The organism is Ferrovibrio sp., assembly GCF_035304305.1.
GTDB lineage: Bacteria > Pseudomonadota > Alphaproteobacteria > Ferrovibrionales > Ferrovibrionaceae > Ferrovibrio.
Window position 1 is genome coordinate 1 of the sequence record NZ_DATGQG010000066.1, and the last position, 15637, is coordinate 15637.

Sequence of the window (15637 nt, forward strand, 5' to 3'; positions counted from 1 at the left end):
CGGCCAACCCGCCTGCCGGCATGAAGGAACTGGCCTTCATCGGCTTCATGAAGGTGAACGGCCCGCTCTGGGGCCGGCTGGACGAGGACGGCCTGCCGCTGATGGGCTTCCGGGTCGAGCCGCGGCACTGCAATCCGATGCAGGTCTGCCATGGCGGCATGCTGATGACCTTCGCCGACATGCTGCTGGGCTTCACCTGCGCGGCCGCTGCCGGCGGGAAGAAATTCATGCCGACGGTGAATCTCTCGGGCGACTATGTCGGCCCGGCGCCGCTCGGCTCCTGGGTGGAAGGCAAGGGGCGGCTGATCCGCCAGACGCGCAATCTCGGCTTTGCCGAGGCGCTGATCACCGCCGACGGCGCGCCCTGCCTGCGCGCGTCCGGCATCATGAAGATTCCCTCGCAGGAAAGCCGCGCGGCCGACATCCTGCAACTGTTCCGCTGAGTCGTATCGTGGCCACTGACCTGTCGCTCATCCGCAATTTCTCGATCATCGCGCATATCGACCATGGCAAGTCGACGCTTGCCGACCGCCTGATCGAGGCCTGCGGCGCGCTGGAAAAGCGCGAGATGACCGAGCAGATCCTCGACAACATGGAGATCGAGAAGGAGCGCGGCATCACCATCAAGGCGCAGACCGTGCGCCTGAACTACAAGGCGAAGGACGGCAAGACCTATGTCCTGAACCTGATGGACACGCCCGGCCATGTCGACTTCGCCTATGAGGTGAGCCGGTCGCTGGCCGCCTGCGAAGGGTCGCTGCTGGTGGTCGATGCCAGCCAGGGCGTCGAGGCGCAGACGCTGGCCAACGTCTACCAGGCGCTGGATGCCAATCACGAGATCGTGCCGGTGCTGAACAAGATCGACCTGCCGGCCGCCGATCCCGAGCGGGTCAAGGCGCAGATCGAGGAAGTGATCGGGCTGGATGCGAGCGATGCCGTGGAAATCTCGGCCAAGACCGGCCTCGGGATCGACAAGGTGCTGGAAGCGCTGGTCACCCGCCTGCCACCGCCGAAGGGCGACCGGGACGCGCCGCTGAAGGCGCTGCTGGTCGATTCCTGGTATGACGCCTATCTCGGCGTCGTGGTGCTGTTCCGCGTCGTCGACGGCGTGATCCGCAAGGGCATGAAAATCAGGTTCATGTCGTCCGGCGCCGTCTACCCCGTCGAGCGCGTCGGCGTGACGACGCCGAAACGCGTGATGGTCGACGAGCTCGGCCCCGGCGAGATGGGCTTTCTCACCGCCGCCATCAAGGAAGTGGCTGATACGTCGGTCGGCGACACCATCACCGAGGACAAGCGGCCCGCCGCCGAGGCGTTGCCGGGCTTCAAGCCTTCCGTGCCGGTCGTTTTCTGCGGCCTCTATCCGGTCGATGCCAGCGCCTTCACCGAACTGCGCGACAGCCTCGCCAAGCTGCGGCTGAACGATGCCAGCTTCCATTTCGAGATGGAAAGCTCGGCGGCGCTCGGCTTCGGTTTCCGCTGCGGCTTCCTCGGCCTGCTGCATCTGGAGATCATCCAGGAGCGGCTCGAGCGCGAGTTCAACCTCGACCTGATCACCACGGCGCCCAGCGTCGTCTATCAGGTGCACATGACCGACGGCACGATGCAGGAGATCCACAATCCTGCCGACATGCCGGATCCGATGAAGATCGACCATATCGACGAGCCCTGGATCAAGGCCACGATCATGGTGCCGGACGAGCATCTCGGCAGCATTCTCAAGCTCTGCGAGGACAAGCGCGGCCGCCAGGTGGAACTCACCTATGCCGGCAACCGCGCCATGGTGGTCTACCGCCTGCCGCTCAACGAGGTCGTGTTCGATTTCTACGACCGGCTGAAATCGGTCAGCCGCGGCTATGCCAGCTTCGATTACCAGATGGACGGCTACGAGACCGGCGATCTGGTCAAGATGTCGATCCTGGTGAACGGCGAGCAGGTCGACGCGCTGGCCACCATCGTGCACCGGGCGCGGGCCGAGTCGCGCGGCCGCCAGCTCTGCGAGCGCCTGAAGGAACTGATCCCGCGGCAGATGTTCAAGATCGCCATCCAGGCCGCGATCGGCGGACGCATCATCGCCCGCGAGGACATCTCGGCCCTGCGCAAGGACGTGCTGGCGAAATGCTACGGCGGCGACATCTCGCGCAAGCGCAAGCTGCTGGAGAAGCAGAAGGAAGGCAAGAAGCGCATGCGCAATGTCGGCAATGTGGAAATCCCGCAGGAAGCCTTCATCGCCGCGCTGAAAATGCCGGACCAGTAAGGCGGTCCGGCCGGTCTAGCCGGCGAGCGCGCCGAAGCGGGGGCGCCGCTGCGGTGGCCGGCGCCGGCGGCAGACCAGCAGCAGGAAAACGCCCAGCACGCCGAGCACCGCTACGGCCGGCCAGGTCAGGATGGTGACGAGGCCGGGATCCCAGAGGGCGGAAGGCAGGAAGCCCTGCACGATGGTCTGCAGCAGGTTGAGGCTGGCCGGCGCGAAGCGGGACCAGACCTCGCCCAGGGCAGCGAAGTCCAGCGCGCCGCTTTCCAGCCAGCGGAGTCCGTCACCGCCCAGTACGATCAGTGCCAGGGCCAGCAGCACCCAGCCCAGAAGACGTCCCAGAAACACCGCTCACCCCAAGCCAATTCGCCTGACCCGACAAGAGTTTAAGCGTAAGGCGGAGTGCATTGCAAATTCGTTTCCGGCAGTTATAGTGCCGCCCCGCGCCGGAGGGATGGCCGAGTGGTCGAAGGCGCACGCCTGGAAAGTGTGTATACGTCAAAAGCGTATCGTGGGTTCGAATCCCACTCCCTCCGCCAGTTTCCGCGCCAGCCGGCAGCAATCCGTCGCTCCGCGGCCGGCGTGTTTCTCCACCTGAACTTGTCCAGTCTGGTTGACCCCGATCAACGTTCCGGCGCGCTGTCCCTGCGGGCGGCTGGAAGAGTTCGGCGGGGGATGCTGTAGTCTGCCGGGCCCCGACGCGAACAGAAGGCTCGAATGACCGCGGATACCCGTACCATCGTCCTCGACACGGCCAGGCGGATCTTCGCCGGGAGTTTTCCTGCAGCGGCGCTCCGGCAGGCGACGGAGGGTTTCTGGCTCGCCGAGCAGTGGCGTGTGCTCGAGGAAGCCGGGCTGCCTCTTGCCCTGGTGGATGAATCCGCCGGGGGATTCGGACTGGACGTCGCGGAAGCGCTCCAGATCGTGCGGCTGGCCGCCGCGTTCGCCGTGCCGCTGCCGCTGGCCGAAACCATGCTGGCCAATTTCCTGCTCACGAGGGCGGGGCTGACGCCCGCCGAGGGCCCCGCCACGATCGCCTTCCATCCGGCTGCCAGTTTCCGCCTCGGCGGTTCGGGGCGGCTGGAGGGAAGCGCGCCGGCGGTTGTCTGGGCGGGCCATGTGCAGAGCGTCGTGCTCCTTGCTTCCGCTGGCGACGCGGGCGGGGATGTCCTCGTGAGGGTACGGAAAGGCGGCTGGAATATCGTCGAAACGGGCCGGACGCTGAACGGCCTGCCGGCAGACGCAATATCCGTCCGGACCGGAATCGCGGAAGCGGACAGGGCCCCGCTGCCGCAGGGTCTGGATGCGCAGGCGGTCTTCCGCGCCGGTGCGGCGATCCGCAGCATCGGACTCGCCGGCGCGATGCGCCGGGCGGTGGAGATGACCGCCTCCTTCGTCCAGGAACGCAGCCAGTTCGGCCGGCCGCTGTCGAAATTCCAGGTGATCCAGCACGACATGGCCAGGATGCTCGAGCAGTCCGCCGCCGCGGAAGCCAGCGCGGACATGGCCGCGGACGCTTTCGCCAGCGGGATGCCGGAGCTTCCGATCGCCGTCGCGAAAGCGCGGACGAGCGAAGCGGCCGGCATCGTCGCGGGGCTGGCGCACCAGCTGCACGGCGCCATCGGCGTGACGGCCGAATTCCCGCTTCATCATGTCACCCGGCAGCTCTGGGCATGGCGGGACGAGTTCGGTAACGAGGCCTTCTGGAACCGGCGGCTGGGCCGTGTCGCGCTAAATCGGCCGGCCGACGATCTATGGGCGTTCGTGACCGCTCTTGAGACCGGGGAGGGCCGATGACCGCGCTGGAATTTCCCCGCCCCGTCCGCTCCGAGAGCGCCGAGGCGCTGCGGCAGGAGGTGCGCGCGTTCCTGAAGGTGCAGCTGGCCGCGCGCTCGTCGCTGCGCCGTTCGGATTCCTGGAACGGCTTCGATGCGGATTTCTCCCGCGCGCTCGGCGCCCGGGGCTGGATCGGCATGACCTGGCCGAAACGGTATGGCGGCCATGAGCGCAGCGCCTTCGAACGATATGTCGTGATCGAGGAACTGCTGGCGGCCGGCGCACCGGTGTCCGCGCACTGGATTGCCGATCGCCAGAGCGGCCCGCTGCTGCTCAGATTCGGCACCGAGGAGCAGAAGGCCTCGATCCTGCCGCGGATCGCAAGGGGCGAATGCTTCTTCTGCATCGGCATGAGCGAAGCCGGCGCCGGTTCCGATCTCGCGGCGGCGCGGACGCGCGCGACCCCGGTCGATGGCGGCTACCGCGTCAACGGGGCCAAGCTGTGGACCACCAATGCCCACAAGGCGCATTACATGATTCTGTTCTGCCGGACCGGCGGAAGCGACGAGGACCGCCATGGCGGCATGAGCCAGCTGCTGATCGACCTGAAGCAGCCCGGCATCGCGATCCGGCCGATCATCGACATGGCCGGCCAGCATCATTTCAACGAGGTCTTCTTCGACGATGTCTTCGTGCCCGCCGGTGCGCTGATCGGCAGGGAAGGGGACGGCTGGAAGCAGGTGACCAGCGAACTGGCCTACGAACGCAGCGGGCCCGAACGCTTCCTGTCTTCCTTCACGCTGCTGGTGGAACTCGCCCGCGCCCTCGGACCGGCCGCCGGCGATCATGCGGCCCAGGCCTTCGGTCGTCTGATGACGCATATCGCGGTGCTGCGCCGGCTCTCGCGGAGCGTCGCGGCCCTGCTGGAAGCCGGCGAGAATCCCCTGCTTCATGCTTCCATCGTGAAGGATCTCGGCGCGACCCTCGAGCAGGAGATTCCCGAGATCGCCCGCCAGCTGGTGGATGCGGCGCCGGGCGATCCGGCAACGCGGAATTTCTGCGCGGTCCTGGCCAACACGCTGCTCAACGCGCCGACATTCTCCCTGCGCGGCGGAACGCGCGAAATCCTCCGCGGCATCATCGCCCGCGGCCTCGGACTGCGATGAACGCAGTGCGGCGGTCCTGAACAAAAAAGCCCCGGCTTTCGCCAGGGCTTTTCGATGCGAATCCGGAGCCGGTCAGTTCTTGCTGTACTCGGCAAGGGCGGCACGGAACTCCTTCAGAATCTGGCTGCCCGGTTTGTTGCGCTTGTCCAGGCCCTCGGCCCATTCCCTGGCAACCTCGTCCGAGACATCCTCGAAGGGCTTGCGCTCGGCCGGAGACAGCGTGTGGTATTTCACGCCGGCCTTGGCGAGCTGCGCCTGGGCATGCTCGACATTGGCGTCGACCTGCTTGCAGATATCCGCGGTGGCCTTCTCGCCCTCTTCCAGCATGATCGCCTGCACGTCCTTGGGCAGCTTGTTCCAGACGGCGTCGCTGACCACATAGCTGGCGACGAAGCTGCCGAAATTGCCGCCCTTGGTGCCGAACTTCACGAAGCTCTGCAGGTCGTAGGACATCACGCTCTCATTCGGGAAGATCAGTCCGTCCAGCGTGCCGCGCGACAGCGACTCGCGCACTTCCGGCGCCGCCATGCGCACGGGGATCGCACCGATCTTGCGCGCGAAGATGTCCATGGCGCCGCCGGTGCTGCGCAGCTTGAGGCCCTTCACGTCGTCGGGCGTACGCACTTCCTTGTTCGCCGTGTAGATCTGGTACGGTTCCAGCACGATAGCGAAGAGCGGCCGCACCTTGTTGGCGCCGAATTCATGCTTGGTCATCGTCTCGCCCTTGGCGAGCTTCCAGTACGCCATGGTGCCCTGGCAGGCCGAGGTGAAGCTGCCGGGCAGCTGCGCCACGCTCGACAGCGGCATCTTGTCCGAGACGTAGGACATGCCGACATAGCCGATATCGGCGACGCCGCTCTGGGTCAGGTTCAGCAGATCGGGCGCCTTGCCGAGCTGCTGTGCGGGGAAATACTCGAACGTGACCTGCCCGTTGGTGCGCTTGGTCACCTGCTCCATCCAGGGCAGCGTCGAGAATTTCGGAATGAAATGGCCGGTGGGGAAGGAATCCGCGACGCGCAGATTGATCTTCTTGCCGGACTGCGCCAGGGCATCCCCGGCCGAGTAGGTACCTGCCACTGCAGCAAGAACCAGCATTCCTAAAATCTTCTTCATGTTTCCTCCGGTTGCACGCTAGTCCAATTGGTTGTGCTCGGTCCTCGACTGGTTGCATGATCCAGCTCACGCGCTGCGAAGGGCAGTAGCGTTGTTCCGATAATGGAATTATATTCGAAAAGATGAACGAGACAACGCCAAACTCCAATGCCATCCCACGACCGGAGGGCCCGCGCTCCCCGCTGCGCGTCATGCATGCGCTGGAGATCCTGGCTGCAACCCCGGAGGGTCTTCCGCTTGCCCGTCTGGCCGAACGGCTGCAGACGCCGAAGACGAGCCTGCTGAACCTGCTGCGCTCGCTTGAGGCGGGCGCCTATGTGACGCAGGTCGGCGGACAGTACCAGCTTGGCGCCAAGGCGCTGTGGCTCGGCGCCCTGATCAGCGCCCGGACACCGCCGGATTCCTCGATTTCGGCCAAGCTGCATCCGATGCTGCGCGAGATGATGGAGCAGTCCGGCGAGACGACCCTGCTGGGCGTCATGGGCGACGACCGCAGCCACGGCGTCTATGTCGACATCGTCGAGGGCAGCAACGCGATCCGCTTCTCGTCGCTGGTGGGCACGCGGCGGCCGCTGTTCTGTTCCGCTTTCGGCAAGGCCCTGCTGGCATTCCAGCCTGCGGATGCCATTGAAGCCTATCTGCAGAAAACGGACCTGGTCCTGCCCAACGGCGGTCGCCGGCTGCACCGGGAGGAACTGCTCGGCATTCTGGCTGCCATCCGGGCAACCGGCCTGAGCACCTCGCACGAGGAAATTGTCGAGGGCGCCGGCGGCATTGCGTCGCCGGTCTTCGATCGCGACGGCAGGGTGATCGCGGTTTTCGCCATCGCGGCACCGGTGGCTAGGCTGAAGGCCCAGCACGACCAGCTCGCGGCGCTGAGCCATTCCTTCGGCCTGCGGGCGTCGCGCATGCTCGGCTATACCGGCGAGTATCCCGGCGGCGAATAAGCGCCGGCGTTTCGTTCCTGAACGGCCGCCCGGTCATGCCGGGCGGCTTTTTTCTATCCGGCTCTTTGCCGGCGTTGACACGCGATGCCGCTCTCCGATAGCGTATTCCAATATTAGAACTATGTTCATATATAGGAACAATAGGGAGAAACGCACGTGGCAGGCAGCCTCACCGCCGACCAGCAAACCATCCGCGACACGATTCTCCGCCTCTGCAGCCAGTTCGGCGACGACTACTGGCTGGCGCGCGACCGGGACGGCGTTTTCCCCGAAGAATTCCGGCAGGCGCTGGTCGACGGCGGCTGGCTCGGCCTGACCATGCCGGTGGAATACGGCGGCTCGGGCCTCGGAATCGCGGAAGGCGCGGTGATGATGCAGGCCATTGCCGAGTCGGGGGCCGGCATGAGCGGCGCCTCGGCGGTTCACCTGAACGTCTTCGCGCCGAAGACCATCGTCAAATTCGGTAGCGAGGAGCAGAAGCGCCGCATGCTGCCGCCCATCATCCGCGGTGAGGTGATGGCCGCCTTCGGCGTGACGGAGCCCGATGCCGGGCTGGACACCACCAACATCAAGACCAAGGCGGTGCGCCAGGGCGACCGCTACATCGTGAACGGCCGCAAGGTCTGGACCACGCTGGCACAGAAGGCCGACAAGCTGTTCCTGCTGGCGCGCACCACGCCGCGCGAACAGTGCGCCAGGCCGACTGACGGCATCACGCTGTTCTACACCGATCTCGACCGCAGCCGCTGCGAGGCGCGCGAGATCGAGAAGATGGGCCGGAAATGCATCGATTCGAACCAGTTCTTCATCGATAACCTCGAAATCCCGGTCGAGGACCGCATCGGCGAAGAAGGCCGCGGCTTCGAATACATCCTGATGGGCCTCAATCCCGAGCGCATCCTGCTTGCCGCGGAGGCCATCGGGCTTGGCCGCGCCGCGCTGAACCGTGCCACCCGCTACGCCAAGGAGCGTGTGGTCTTCAGCCGCCCGATCGGGAAGAACCAGGCCATCCAGCATCCGCTCGCCGAGAACTGGATGGAACTGGAAGCGGCCAACCTGATGATGATGCATGCCGCCGAGCTCTACGATGCCGGCCAGCCCTGCGGCGCCCAGGCCAACGCGGCGAAGTACCTTGCCGCCGAAGCAGGCTTCAAGGCCTGCACCCAGGCGGTGATGACCCATGGTGGCTTCGGTTACTCCAAGGAATTCCACGTCGAACGCTACCTGCGCGAGGTGATGATTCCGCGCATCGCACCGGTCAGCCGCGAGATGATCCTCAGCTTCATCGCCGAGAAGGTCCTCGGCCTGCCGAAATCCTACTGAGCGCGTAGACGGAGATTCTATCGTGACCATCGAAAAGATCCTGCAATCCACCTCGCTGTGCCGCAGGCTGGGAATTGCCTATCCGATCATGCAGGCTGGAATGGGGCAGGTCGCCTATGGCCGCCTCGCGGCGGCCGTGTCGGCCGCCGGCGGCCTCGGCGTGATCGGCGCCGGCTATCTCACGGCGGACGAACTCCGCCGTGAAATCCGGGTAATCCGCGACACCACCGACAAGCCGTTCGGCGTCGACATCCTCTTCGCCAAGGTTTCGGGCGATGACGAGGCCTCGATCACCTATACCCGCCAGGTTCAGGACCAGATCGCCGTCAGCCTCGAAGAGCGGGTTCCGGTGCTGATTTCCGGCCTCGGCAATCCGCTCGGCGTCGTCAAGGAGGCGCATGAGCGCGGCATGACGGTGATGAGCGTGGTCGGCAATGTGCGCCAGGCCCGGATGCTGGAGGCGCAGGGCGTGGACATGCTGATCGCCTCGGGCGGCGACGGCGGCGGCCATGTCGGCCGCGTCGGCACCGCAGCGCTGGTTCCGGCGGTGGTGCAGGCGGTGAAGATTCCCGTGATCGCGGGCGGCGGTCTGGCCGACGGACGCGGCCTGCTCGCCGCACTCGCCTTCGGTGCGGTCGGCGTGTGGATGGGCACCCGCTTCATCGCCTCGGAGGAGGCGCGCGCCCATGAGAACTACAAGAACGAGCTGGTGGCGCGGGACGAGGAGGGCACGGTGATCAGCCGCGCCCATAGCGGCAAGACCGTGCGGATGCTGCGCAACAGCTTCACGAATTACTGGGAGCATAACCAGGACAAGATCCTGCCCTATCCGCGGCAGTTGCAGGAGGTCGGCCTGCCCGCCACCATCCGCGGCCGCATCGAGGGCGATGTCGACAACGGCGTGCTGCCTGCCGGGCAGAGCGTCGGGCTGATCCACGCCGTCAAGCCTGCGGGCGAAATCGTGCGGGACATCTTTGCCGAGGCCTGCGCCGCCTATCGCCAGGCCTTCACGCTGGAGGGCGTAGCATGATCCGGAGTCTGTTCTTCGCGCCGGCCAACCGGCATGACCTGCTTGGCAAGTTCCCCCGCTTCAGGGCCGACTGCTATGCCATCGACCTGGAGGACGGCACGCCGGAAGGCGACAAGGACTCGGCCCGCGCGCGCCTGAACGAGGCCGTGCAGATGCTGCGCGGCACGGATCTGCGCGGCAAGCTCTACGTGCGCATCAACCAGGCGGCGTCGAAACATTATCTTCGCGATATCGGGGCCGCCGTCGCCTGCGACATCGACGGCGTGATCCTGCCCAAGCTGGAGAAGCGCGACGAGCTGTTTCCGGTCGTGCATGCGATCGAGCATGCCGAGGCGGCGTCGCCCGGCAAGCGGCGGGTGGAAATCATGGCCGGCATCGAATCGATGCGCGGCGTGATCGATGCCGTTCCGCTGTGCGCGGCGCATCCCCGCATCACCTCGGCCTTCTTCGGCGCCGAGGATTTCGCCTCCGACATCGGCGCCCGGCGCACGCGGGCCGGCGAGGAAGTCCTTTACGCCCGCTCGCAGGTGGTGCTGGCAGCCAAGGCAGCGCGCATCATTGCCATCGACCAGGCCGTGGTGGAAATCCGCGACGACGAACAATGCCGGCGGGACGCCGAGAAGGGGCGCGATCTGGGCTACGAAGGCAAGATCTGCGTCGTGCCGCGGCAGGTCGAGATCTGCAACGAGGTCTTCGCGCCGACGGCAGAAGAGATTGCCTACGCCCGCGAACTGATCGCGGTCTACGAGGATGCCACGCGCCGCGGTCTCGGCACGATCGACTTCAAGGGACACATGATCGACGGGCCGCTGCTGAAGCGGGCGGGGGCGATGCTCGAGCTGGCGCGTCAGATCGAGGCGCGGGGCTGAGCCATGCAGAAACTCGATGCGGACAAGCTCGACCTCAGGGGGATCATCCGCCCCGGCGACACCATTCTGTGGGGGCAGGCCTGCGCCGAGCCGCTGACCCTGACGGAAGCGCTGATGGCCCAGCGCGCGGATCTCGGCGGTGTCAGTGTCTTCCTCGGTTCCGGCTTCTCCGACACGGTGCGGCCGGAGCATGCCGACCATATCCGGTTCCTCGGCATGGGTGCGGTGGGCAGCAACCGCCGTCTCAGCAAGGCCGGCGTGCTCGACGTTCTGCCCTGCCATGTCTCGAAGATGGAACCCTATGTCGCCGAGGGCGTCATTCCCTGCGACGTCGCCTTCGTGCAGGTGTCGCCGCCGGACGCGACGGGACAGTTCAGCCTCGGCCTCGTGAGCGACTATATCCGTGCCGCCGTGCGCCGCGCCCGCGTCGTCGTGGCCGAGATGAACGCGCAGGTACCGCAGGTGCCCTGCGCCGAACCTCTCACTCCTGGCGAGATCGACTTCCTCGTCGAAAGCGACCGGCCGCTGGTCGAACTGGCGCCGGCCGCCATCACCGACCTCGACCGCGCCATATCGAAATTCGCCCAGGCCTACATTCCCGATCGCGCCACCCTGCAGGTGGGTATCGGCTCGGTGCCGGAAGCGGTGATGTCCGATCTCCGCGGGCGGCGCGATCTCGGCATCCATTCCGGCATGCTGGGCGACAGCGTGGTCGACCTGGTCGAGGCCGGCGCGATCTCCAACGCCTACAAGGAGGTCGATCCGGGCATCACCATTACCGGCGCCCTGATCGGCACGCGGCGCCTTTACGATTTCTGTCACCGCAACGCGACCGTGCGCATGCATCCGCTTTCGTATACGCATAATTTCTCGGTGCTGTCGAAGCTGTCGCGCTTCATTTCCCTGAACTCCGCCGTCGAGGTCGATCTGTCGGGGCAGGTGAATGCGGAAAGCGCGGGCGGACAGTATGTCGGCGCCGTCGGCGGCCAGGTCGACTACGTTCGCGCCGCGTCGGCCTCGCCGGGCGGACGGTCCATCATCGCGCTGCCGAGCACGGCCCAGAACGGCGCGGTCAGCCGCATCGTCGCGCAGCTGTCCGGTCCGGTGACGACGGCCCGCAGCGATGTCGACGTCATCATCACCGAATACGGCGCCGCCGACCTGCGGGGCAAAACCCTGAGCCAGCGGGCCAGGGCCCTCATCGAAATCGCGCATCCGGCGCATCGCGAGACACTCGATCGCGCTGCCCATGTCGCTGGAAAGAATGCAGCATGACCAGCACCGGACAGAAACACGGCCCGCTTTCCGGGGTGCGCGTCCTTGACCTGACCTCGGTCCTGATGGGGCCCTACTGCACCCAGATCCTGGCCGATCTGGGCGCCGACGTGGTCAAGGTGGAAAGCCCGGACGGCGACACCTCCCGCTATGTCGGCCCCAGCAAGACCAAGGGGCGCAGCGGCATGTTCGCCAATCTCAACCGCGGCAAACGCGGCATCGTGCTGGACCTGCGCACGGCGGAAGGGCGGAAAATCTGCCTGCAGTTGGCCGAGAAGGCCGATATCGTGCTGCATTCCATGCGGCTGCCGGCGATCCAGCGCCTCGGTCTGGATTATGCCGCCGTATCCGCCGTCAATCCGGGCGTGATCTATGCGAGCCTGTACGGCTACGGCAGGAACGGCCGGTATTCGGGCCGGCCGGCCTATGACGACACCATCCAGGCGGTCAGCGGCCTCACCATGCTGCAGGCCGAGATCAATCCCGAGCCGCAATACGTCACCACCGTGCTGGGCGACAAGGTCTGCGCGCTCAGCGCGGCCTATGCGATCATGGCGGCCCTGTTCCACCGCCAGCGCGGCGGCGGCGGGCAGGAGATCGAAGTGCCAATGTTCGAGATCATGGCATCCTTCCTGCTGGTGGAGCATATCGCGGGCGCCGCTTACGATCCGCCGCTCGGGCCGCCGGTCTACACGCGCACGGTCACCCCGCACCGCAGGCCCTACAGGACGCGCAACGGCTACGTCTCGGTTCTGGTCTATAACGATAAGCAGTGGCGCCGTTTCACCGAACTGGCCGGCCGGCCCGACCTTGCTGCCGACGAGCGGTTCGCCAGCCAGGCGGCCCGCAGCGCGAACATGGCGGACTTCTGTGCGATGGTTGCGGAGATCATCGCCGAACGCACGTCGGAGGAATGGCTCGAACTGCTCGACCAGGCCGAAATCCCGTGTGCGCGGCTCAACAGCATGGCGGACCTGTATACCGATCCGCATCTGAGCGATGTCGGTTTCTTCCGCGATCTCGACGATCCGCATGACGGGCGGCTGCGTCTGCCGTTTCCGCCGGTGCGGTTCTCGCAGACGCCGGCGGATTTCAAACGGGCGGGCCCCATGCTGGGCGAGCATACGGCAGAGGTGCTGCGCGAGATCGGACTCAGCGAAGCCGAACTCGACCAGCTTGAACAGCGCGGGGCGATCCGCCGCTGGCAGGAGAAAACCACGGCATGAGCGACGAGATCCTGTATGACCGGAAGGGCGGTGTGGTGGTCATCACCATCAACCGTCCGGAGCAGCGCAACGCCATCAGCAAGGCCGTCCGTGTCGGCCTGCGCGCCGCATTCGAGCGGTTCGAGGCGGATGACGAGGCCATGGTGGCGATCCTGACCGGCGCCGGCGAGAAGGCCTTCTGCGCCGGCATGGACCTGAAGGAGGCGGCGGACACCATGCTGGGCGTACCACCGCGCGATTTCCTGCCGGTGATCGGCGACACGGTGCATGTCACCAAGCCGGTGATTGCGGCCGTCAACGGCGTCGCCTATGCGGGCGGCTGGCTGCTGGCACAGATGTGCGATCTCTGCATCGCCGCCGAGCATGCCACCTTCGCCATCACCGAGAGCAAGGTCGGGCGCGGCATGCCTTGGGCGGCGCCGCTCGGGCATATCATTCCGCAGCGCGTCATGATGGAGCTGCTGCTGACCGGCGATCCCGTTTCGGCGCAGCGGGCCTATGAGATCGGCTTCGTCAACCAGGTGGTGCCGGCGGCGGAACTCATGCCGGCTGCCATGGCCATGGCGGAGAAAATTGCCGGCAATGCGCCGCTCACCGTGCGGGCGGCGCGCGAGCTGGTATATCTTTCGACGGAGATGGGGCGGTCCGCGGCCCTGCGCGCCGGACATCATGTCTTCGAGCGCGTCTATCGCAGTGAGGATGCCCAGGAGGGGCCGCGCGCCTTCAAGGAGAAACGCAAGCCGCAATGGCGCGGCCGCTGATAGCGGCCGGGCGGGGAGGAAACATGACGGCACTGGATAGATGGACCGGAGCGGTCGAGCGGGCATTCCTGTATCTGACAGGTGCCGGCCTGTTTGCCATCATGATGGTGATCGTGACAGATGTGGTGCTGCGCTACTTTTTCTCGGCGCCGCTCAGCTGGTCCTACGATCTCATCGGAATGTATCTCGTCACGCTGGTCTTCTTCCTCGCGCTGGCCGATACCTTCCGTCGCGGCGCCCATATCAAGGTGGATCTGTTCGAAGCCCTGCGCGGCACCCGCCTGATGACGGTCGCCGAGATCATCGGATATTGCGCCTCCCTTGTGCTCTTTGCGCTGGTCTTCCACCAGATGGCCGTCAACGGGCTGGATGCCTTTCTGGCCAATGACGTCGTGGACGGCGCCATCCCCTGGCCGACCTGGCCCCCCTATCTGTTCGGCGCCGTCGGTGTCGGATTGCTGATCATCCGCGTTGCACTGGCGATCGTCGGCCGCGCCGCTGCCCTTCTGGCCGGTCGCCCGTTCGAACAGGAAGGCAGCGGCGAGCACCGTCACGGGGAGCATGCCGGATGATCGTCGCGGTCGGACTCGTCGTACTGTTCCTGCTGCTGATCTTCGGCATGCCGGTGGCCTTCGCGCTGGGCGTTGCCGGCATGGTGGGCCTCTATCTCAAGGGCGGTCTGGATATCGTGCTGGGCATCCTGCGCAGCACGCCGCTGTCGGCCACCTCGTCCTACGAGCTGATCACCGTGCCGATGTTCATGCTTATGGCCGAGTTCATCATCGTCAGCCGGATCGCCGACGAGCTGTTCGACAGTGCCAAGGTCTGGTTGGGGCGGACCCCGGCCGGTCTGGCGATATCGACGGCCCTTGCGGGTGCCGGCTTCGGCGCGATCTCCGGCTCGTCGACGGCGGCGGCAGCCACGCTGTCGGGAACCAGTATTCCGGCGATGATCCGGCACAACTACAATCCGCGACTTGCCTCTGGTGTCGTGGCCATTTCCGGCACCCTGGCGATGCTGATCCCACCCTCCATCGCCATCGTTCTGTACGGCCTGATTGCGCAGGTAAGCATCAGCAGGCTGCTGATCGCGGGAATCATACCCGGCCTGCTCGTCACCATAGTGATCACGCTGACGGTGCTGGCGCTCGCGGCGATCAATCCGTCCCACGCGCCTGCCGGATCCAGCTACTCGCTGCGGGAGAAGCTGGCCTCCCTCCGGATCGTCGGCCCCATGATCGCGCTGATCATGCTGGTGACCGGCTGCATCTATCTCGGCATTGCCACGCCGACCGAAGCGGCAAGCCTCGGTGCCTTCGGCGCCATGGTGATCGCCGCGATCCGCCGGAGGCTGACCTGGGACAGCTTCTGTCACGCCCTGTTCAATGCGTCCCGGACGACCTGCATGATCGTGCTGATCATCATCTGCGCCCAGGTATTCGGCTATTATTTCACGCTGACCGGATTCACCCAGGATCTGGTATCCTATGTGGCGGATCTGGACGTCTCGCGCTGGGTTATCTTCGCGCTGATCGTCCTGCTGTACCTGGTGCTCGGCTGCTTTCTGGATCAGGTGGCGATCCTGTTCCTCACTGTCCCCATCGTCCTGCCGGTGGTGACTGCCCTGGGTTTCGATCCGATCTGGTTCGGCATCATCGTGATCATCACCGCCGAGGTCGGCCTGGTGACGCCGCCTGTCGGGCTGAATGTCTATGTGGTGGCGGCGTATTCGAAGATCCCGGTGAAGGATATCTTTATCGGCGTCGCGCCGCATGTGCTGGCGCATATGCTGGTCATTCTCCTGCTGGCGATGTTCCCCGCGCTGATCCTGTGGCTGCCATCGACCATCGTGCAGTAGGGCAGATGGTGGGCGCGCCGCGGTTGTCTGCGGAAGAGG

General features: G+C 65.8%; 15 protein-coding genes and 1 tRNA gene. 14 read left to right on the top strand and 2 right to left on the bottom strand.

The features are described from left to right. On the top strand, nucleotides 1–443 hold a 443-nt coding region (locus VKZ87_RS08345), incomplete at its 5' end, for a PaaI family thioesterase (RefSeq protein ID WP_324220805.1). An 8-nt stretch (nucleotides 444–451) separates the two neighbouring features. Continuing rightward, a complete protein-coding gene (lepA, locus tag VKZ87_RS08350) occupies nucleotides 452–2257 on the top strand; it encodes a translation elongation factor 4 (protein ID WP_414655638.1) in 1806 nt (601 codons plus the stop codon). A gap of 15 nt (nucleotides 2258–2272) precedes the next feature. Here the strand turns inward: lepA and VKZ87_RS08355 are convergent, their stop codons facing one another. Then, the gene (locus VKZ87_RS08355) at nucleotides 2273–2602 is read right to left on the bottom strand and encodes a hypothetical protein (protein ID WP_324220792.1); all 330 of its coding nucleotides are present in this window, start codon (nucleotides 2600–2602) and stop codon (nucleotides 2273–2275) included. A 100-nt stretch (nucleotides 2603–2702) separates the two neighbouring features. On the opposite strand from VKZ87_RS08355, the gene VKZ87_RS08360 reads away from it, so the two are divergent. The 3 genes from VKZ87_RS08360 (at nucleotide 2703) to VKZ87_RS08370 (ending at nucleotide 5196) form a co-directional block, all read left to right on the top strand. Continuing rightward, nucleotides 2703–2793, top strand: a tRNA-Ser gene (locus VKZ87_RS08360). Between the two features lie 178 nt (nucleotides 2794–2971). After that, nucleotides 2972–4051, top strand: a complete 1080-nt coding sequence (locus VKZ87_RS08365; protein ID WP_324220793.1) for an acyl-CoA dehydrogenase family protein — start codon at nucleotides 2972–2974, stop codon at nucleotides 4049–4051. After that, nucleotides 4048–5196, top strand: coding sequence for an acyl-CoA dehydrogenase family protein (locus VKZ87_RS08370; RefSeq protein ID WP_324220794.1), 1149 nt, complete (start codon nucleotides 4048–4050; stop codon nucleotides 5194–5196). Before VKZ87_RS08365 ends, VKZ87_RS08370 begins: the two co-directional genes overlap by 4 nt. Nucleotides 5197–5268: 72 nt before the next feature. Here the strand turns inward: VKZ87_RS08370 and dctP are convergent, their stop codons facing one another. Beyond that, on the bottom strand, nucleotides 5269–6309 hold the full coding sequence (dctP, locus tag VKZ87_RS08375) for a TRAP transporter substrate-binding protein DctP (protein WP_324220795.1): 1041 nt from the start codon (nucleotides 6307–6309) through the stop codon (nucleotides 5269–5271). Nucleotides 6310–6431: 122 nt separating this feature from the next. Here dctP and VKZ87_RS08380 point away from each other — a divergent pair, with 122 nt between their 5' ends. From VKZ87_RS08380 to VKZ87_RS08420, 9 genes are all read left to right on the top strand, one after another. Beyond that, the gene (locus tag VKZ87_RS08380; protein WP_324220796.1) at nucleotides 6432–7256 is read left to right on the top strand and encodes an IclR family transcriptional regulator; all 825 of its coding nucleotides are present in this window, start codon (nucleotides 6432–6434) and stop codon (nucleotides 7254–7256) included. Between the two features lie 156 nt (nucleotides 7257–7412). After that, a complete protein-coding gene (locus VKZ87_RS08385; RefSeq protein WP_324220797.1) occupies nucleotides 7413–8579 on the top strand; it encodes an acyl-CoA dehydrogenase family protein in 1167 nt (388 codons plus the stop codon). A 22-nt stretch (nucleotides 8580–8601) separates the two neighbouring features. Beyond that, nucleotides 8602–9609: an NAD(P)H-dependent flavin oxidoreductase gene (locus VKZ87_RS08390; RefSeq protein WP_324220798.1), complete on the top strand. Its 1008-nt coding sequence runs from the start codon at nucleotides 8602–8604 to the stop codon at nucleotides 9607–9609. Beyond that, on the top strand, nucleotides 9606–10478 hold the full coding sequence (locus VKZ87_RS08395; protein ID WP_324220799.1) for a CoA ester lyase: 873 nt from the start codon (nucleotides 9606–9608) through the stop codon (nucleotides 10476–10478). The genes VKZ87_RS08390 and VKZ87_RS08395 overlap by 4 nt, the downstream gene beginning before the upstream one ends. A 3-nt stretch (nucleotides 10479–10481) precedes the next feature. Next, nucleotides 10482–11753, top strand: a complete 1272-nt coding sequence (locus VKZ87_RS08400; protein ID WP_324220800.1) for an acetyl-CoA hydrolase/transferase family protein — start codon at nucleotides 10482–10484, stop codon at nucleotides 11751–11753. Beyond that, nucleotides 11750–12979, top strand: a complete 1230-nt coding sequence (locus VKZ87_RS08405; RefSeq protein ID WP_324220801.1) for a CoA transferase — start codon at nucleotides 11750–11752, stop codon at nucleotides 12977–12979. The genes VKZ87_RS08400 and VKZ87_RS08405 overlap by 4 nt, the downstream gene beginning before the upstream one ends. Next, nucleotides 12976–13740, top strand: a complete 765-nt coding sequence (locus VKZ87_RS08410; protein WP_324220802.1) for an enoyl-CoA hydratase/isomerase family protein — start codon at nucleotides 12976–12978, stop codon at nucleotides 13738–13740. The genes VKZ87_RS08405 and VKZ87_RS08410 overlap by 4 nt, the downstream gene beginning before the upstream one ends. A 23-nt stretch (nucleotides 13741–13763) precedes the next feature. Continuing rightward, nucleotides 13764–14312, top strand: coding sequence for a TRAP transporter small permease (locus VKZ87_RS08415; protein ID WP_324220803.1), 549 nt, complete (start codon nucleotides 13764–13766; stop codon nucleotides 14310–14312). Continuing rightward, nucleotides 14309–15598 carry a TRAP transporter large permease subunit gene (locus tag VKZ87_RS08420; RefSeq protein WP_324220804.1) on the top strand — a complete coding sequence of 430 codons (1290 nt, stop codon included), beginning with the start codon at nucleotides 14309–14311 and terminating at the stop codon, nucleotides 15596–15598. Before VKZ87_RS08415 ends, VKZ87_RS08420 begins: the two co-directional genes overlap by 4 nt. Nucleotides 15599–15637 lie beyond the last annotated feature (39 nt).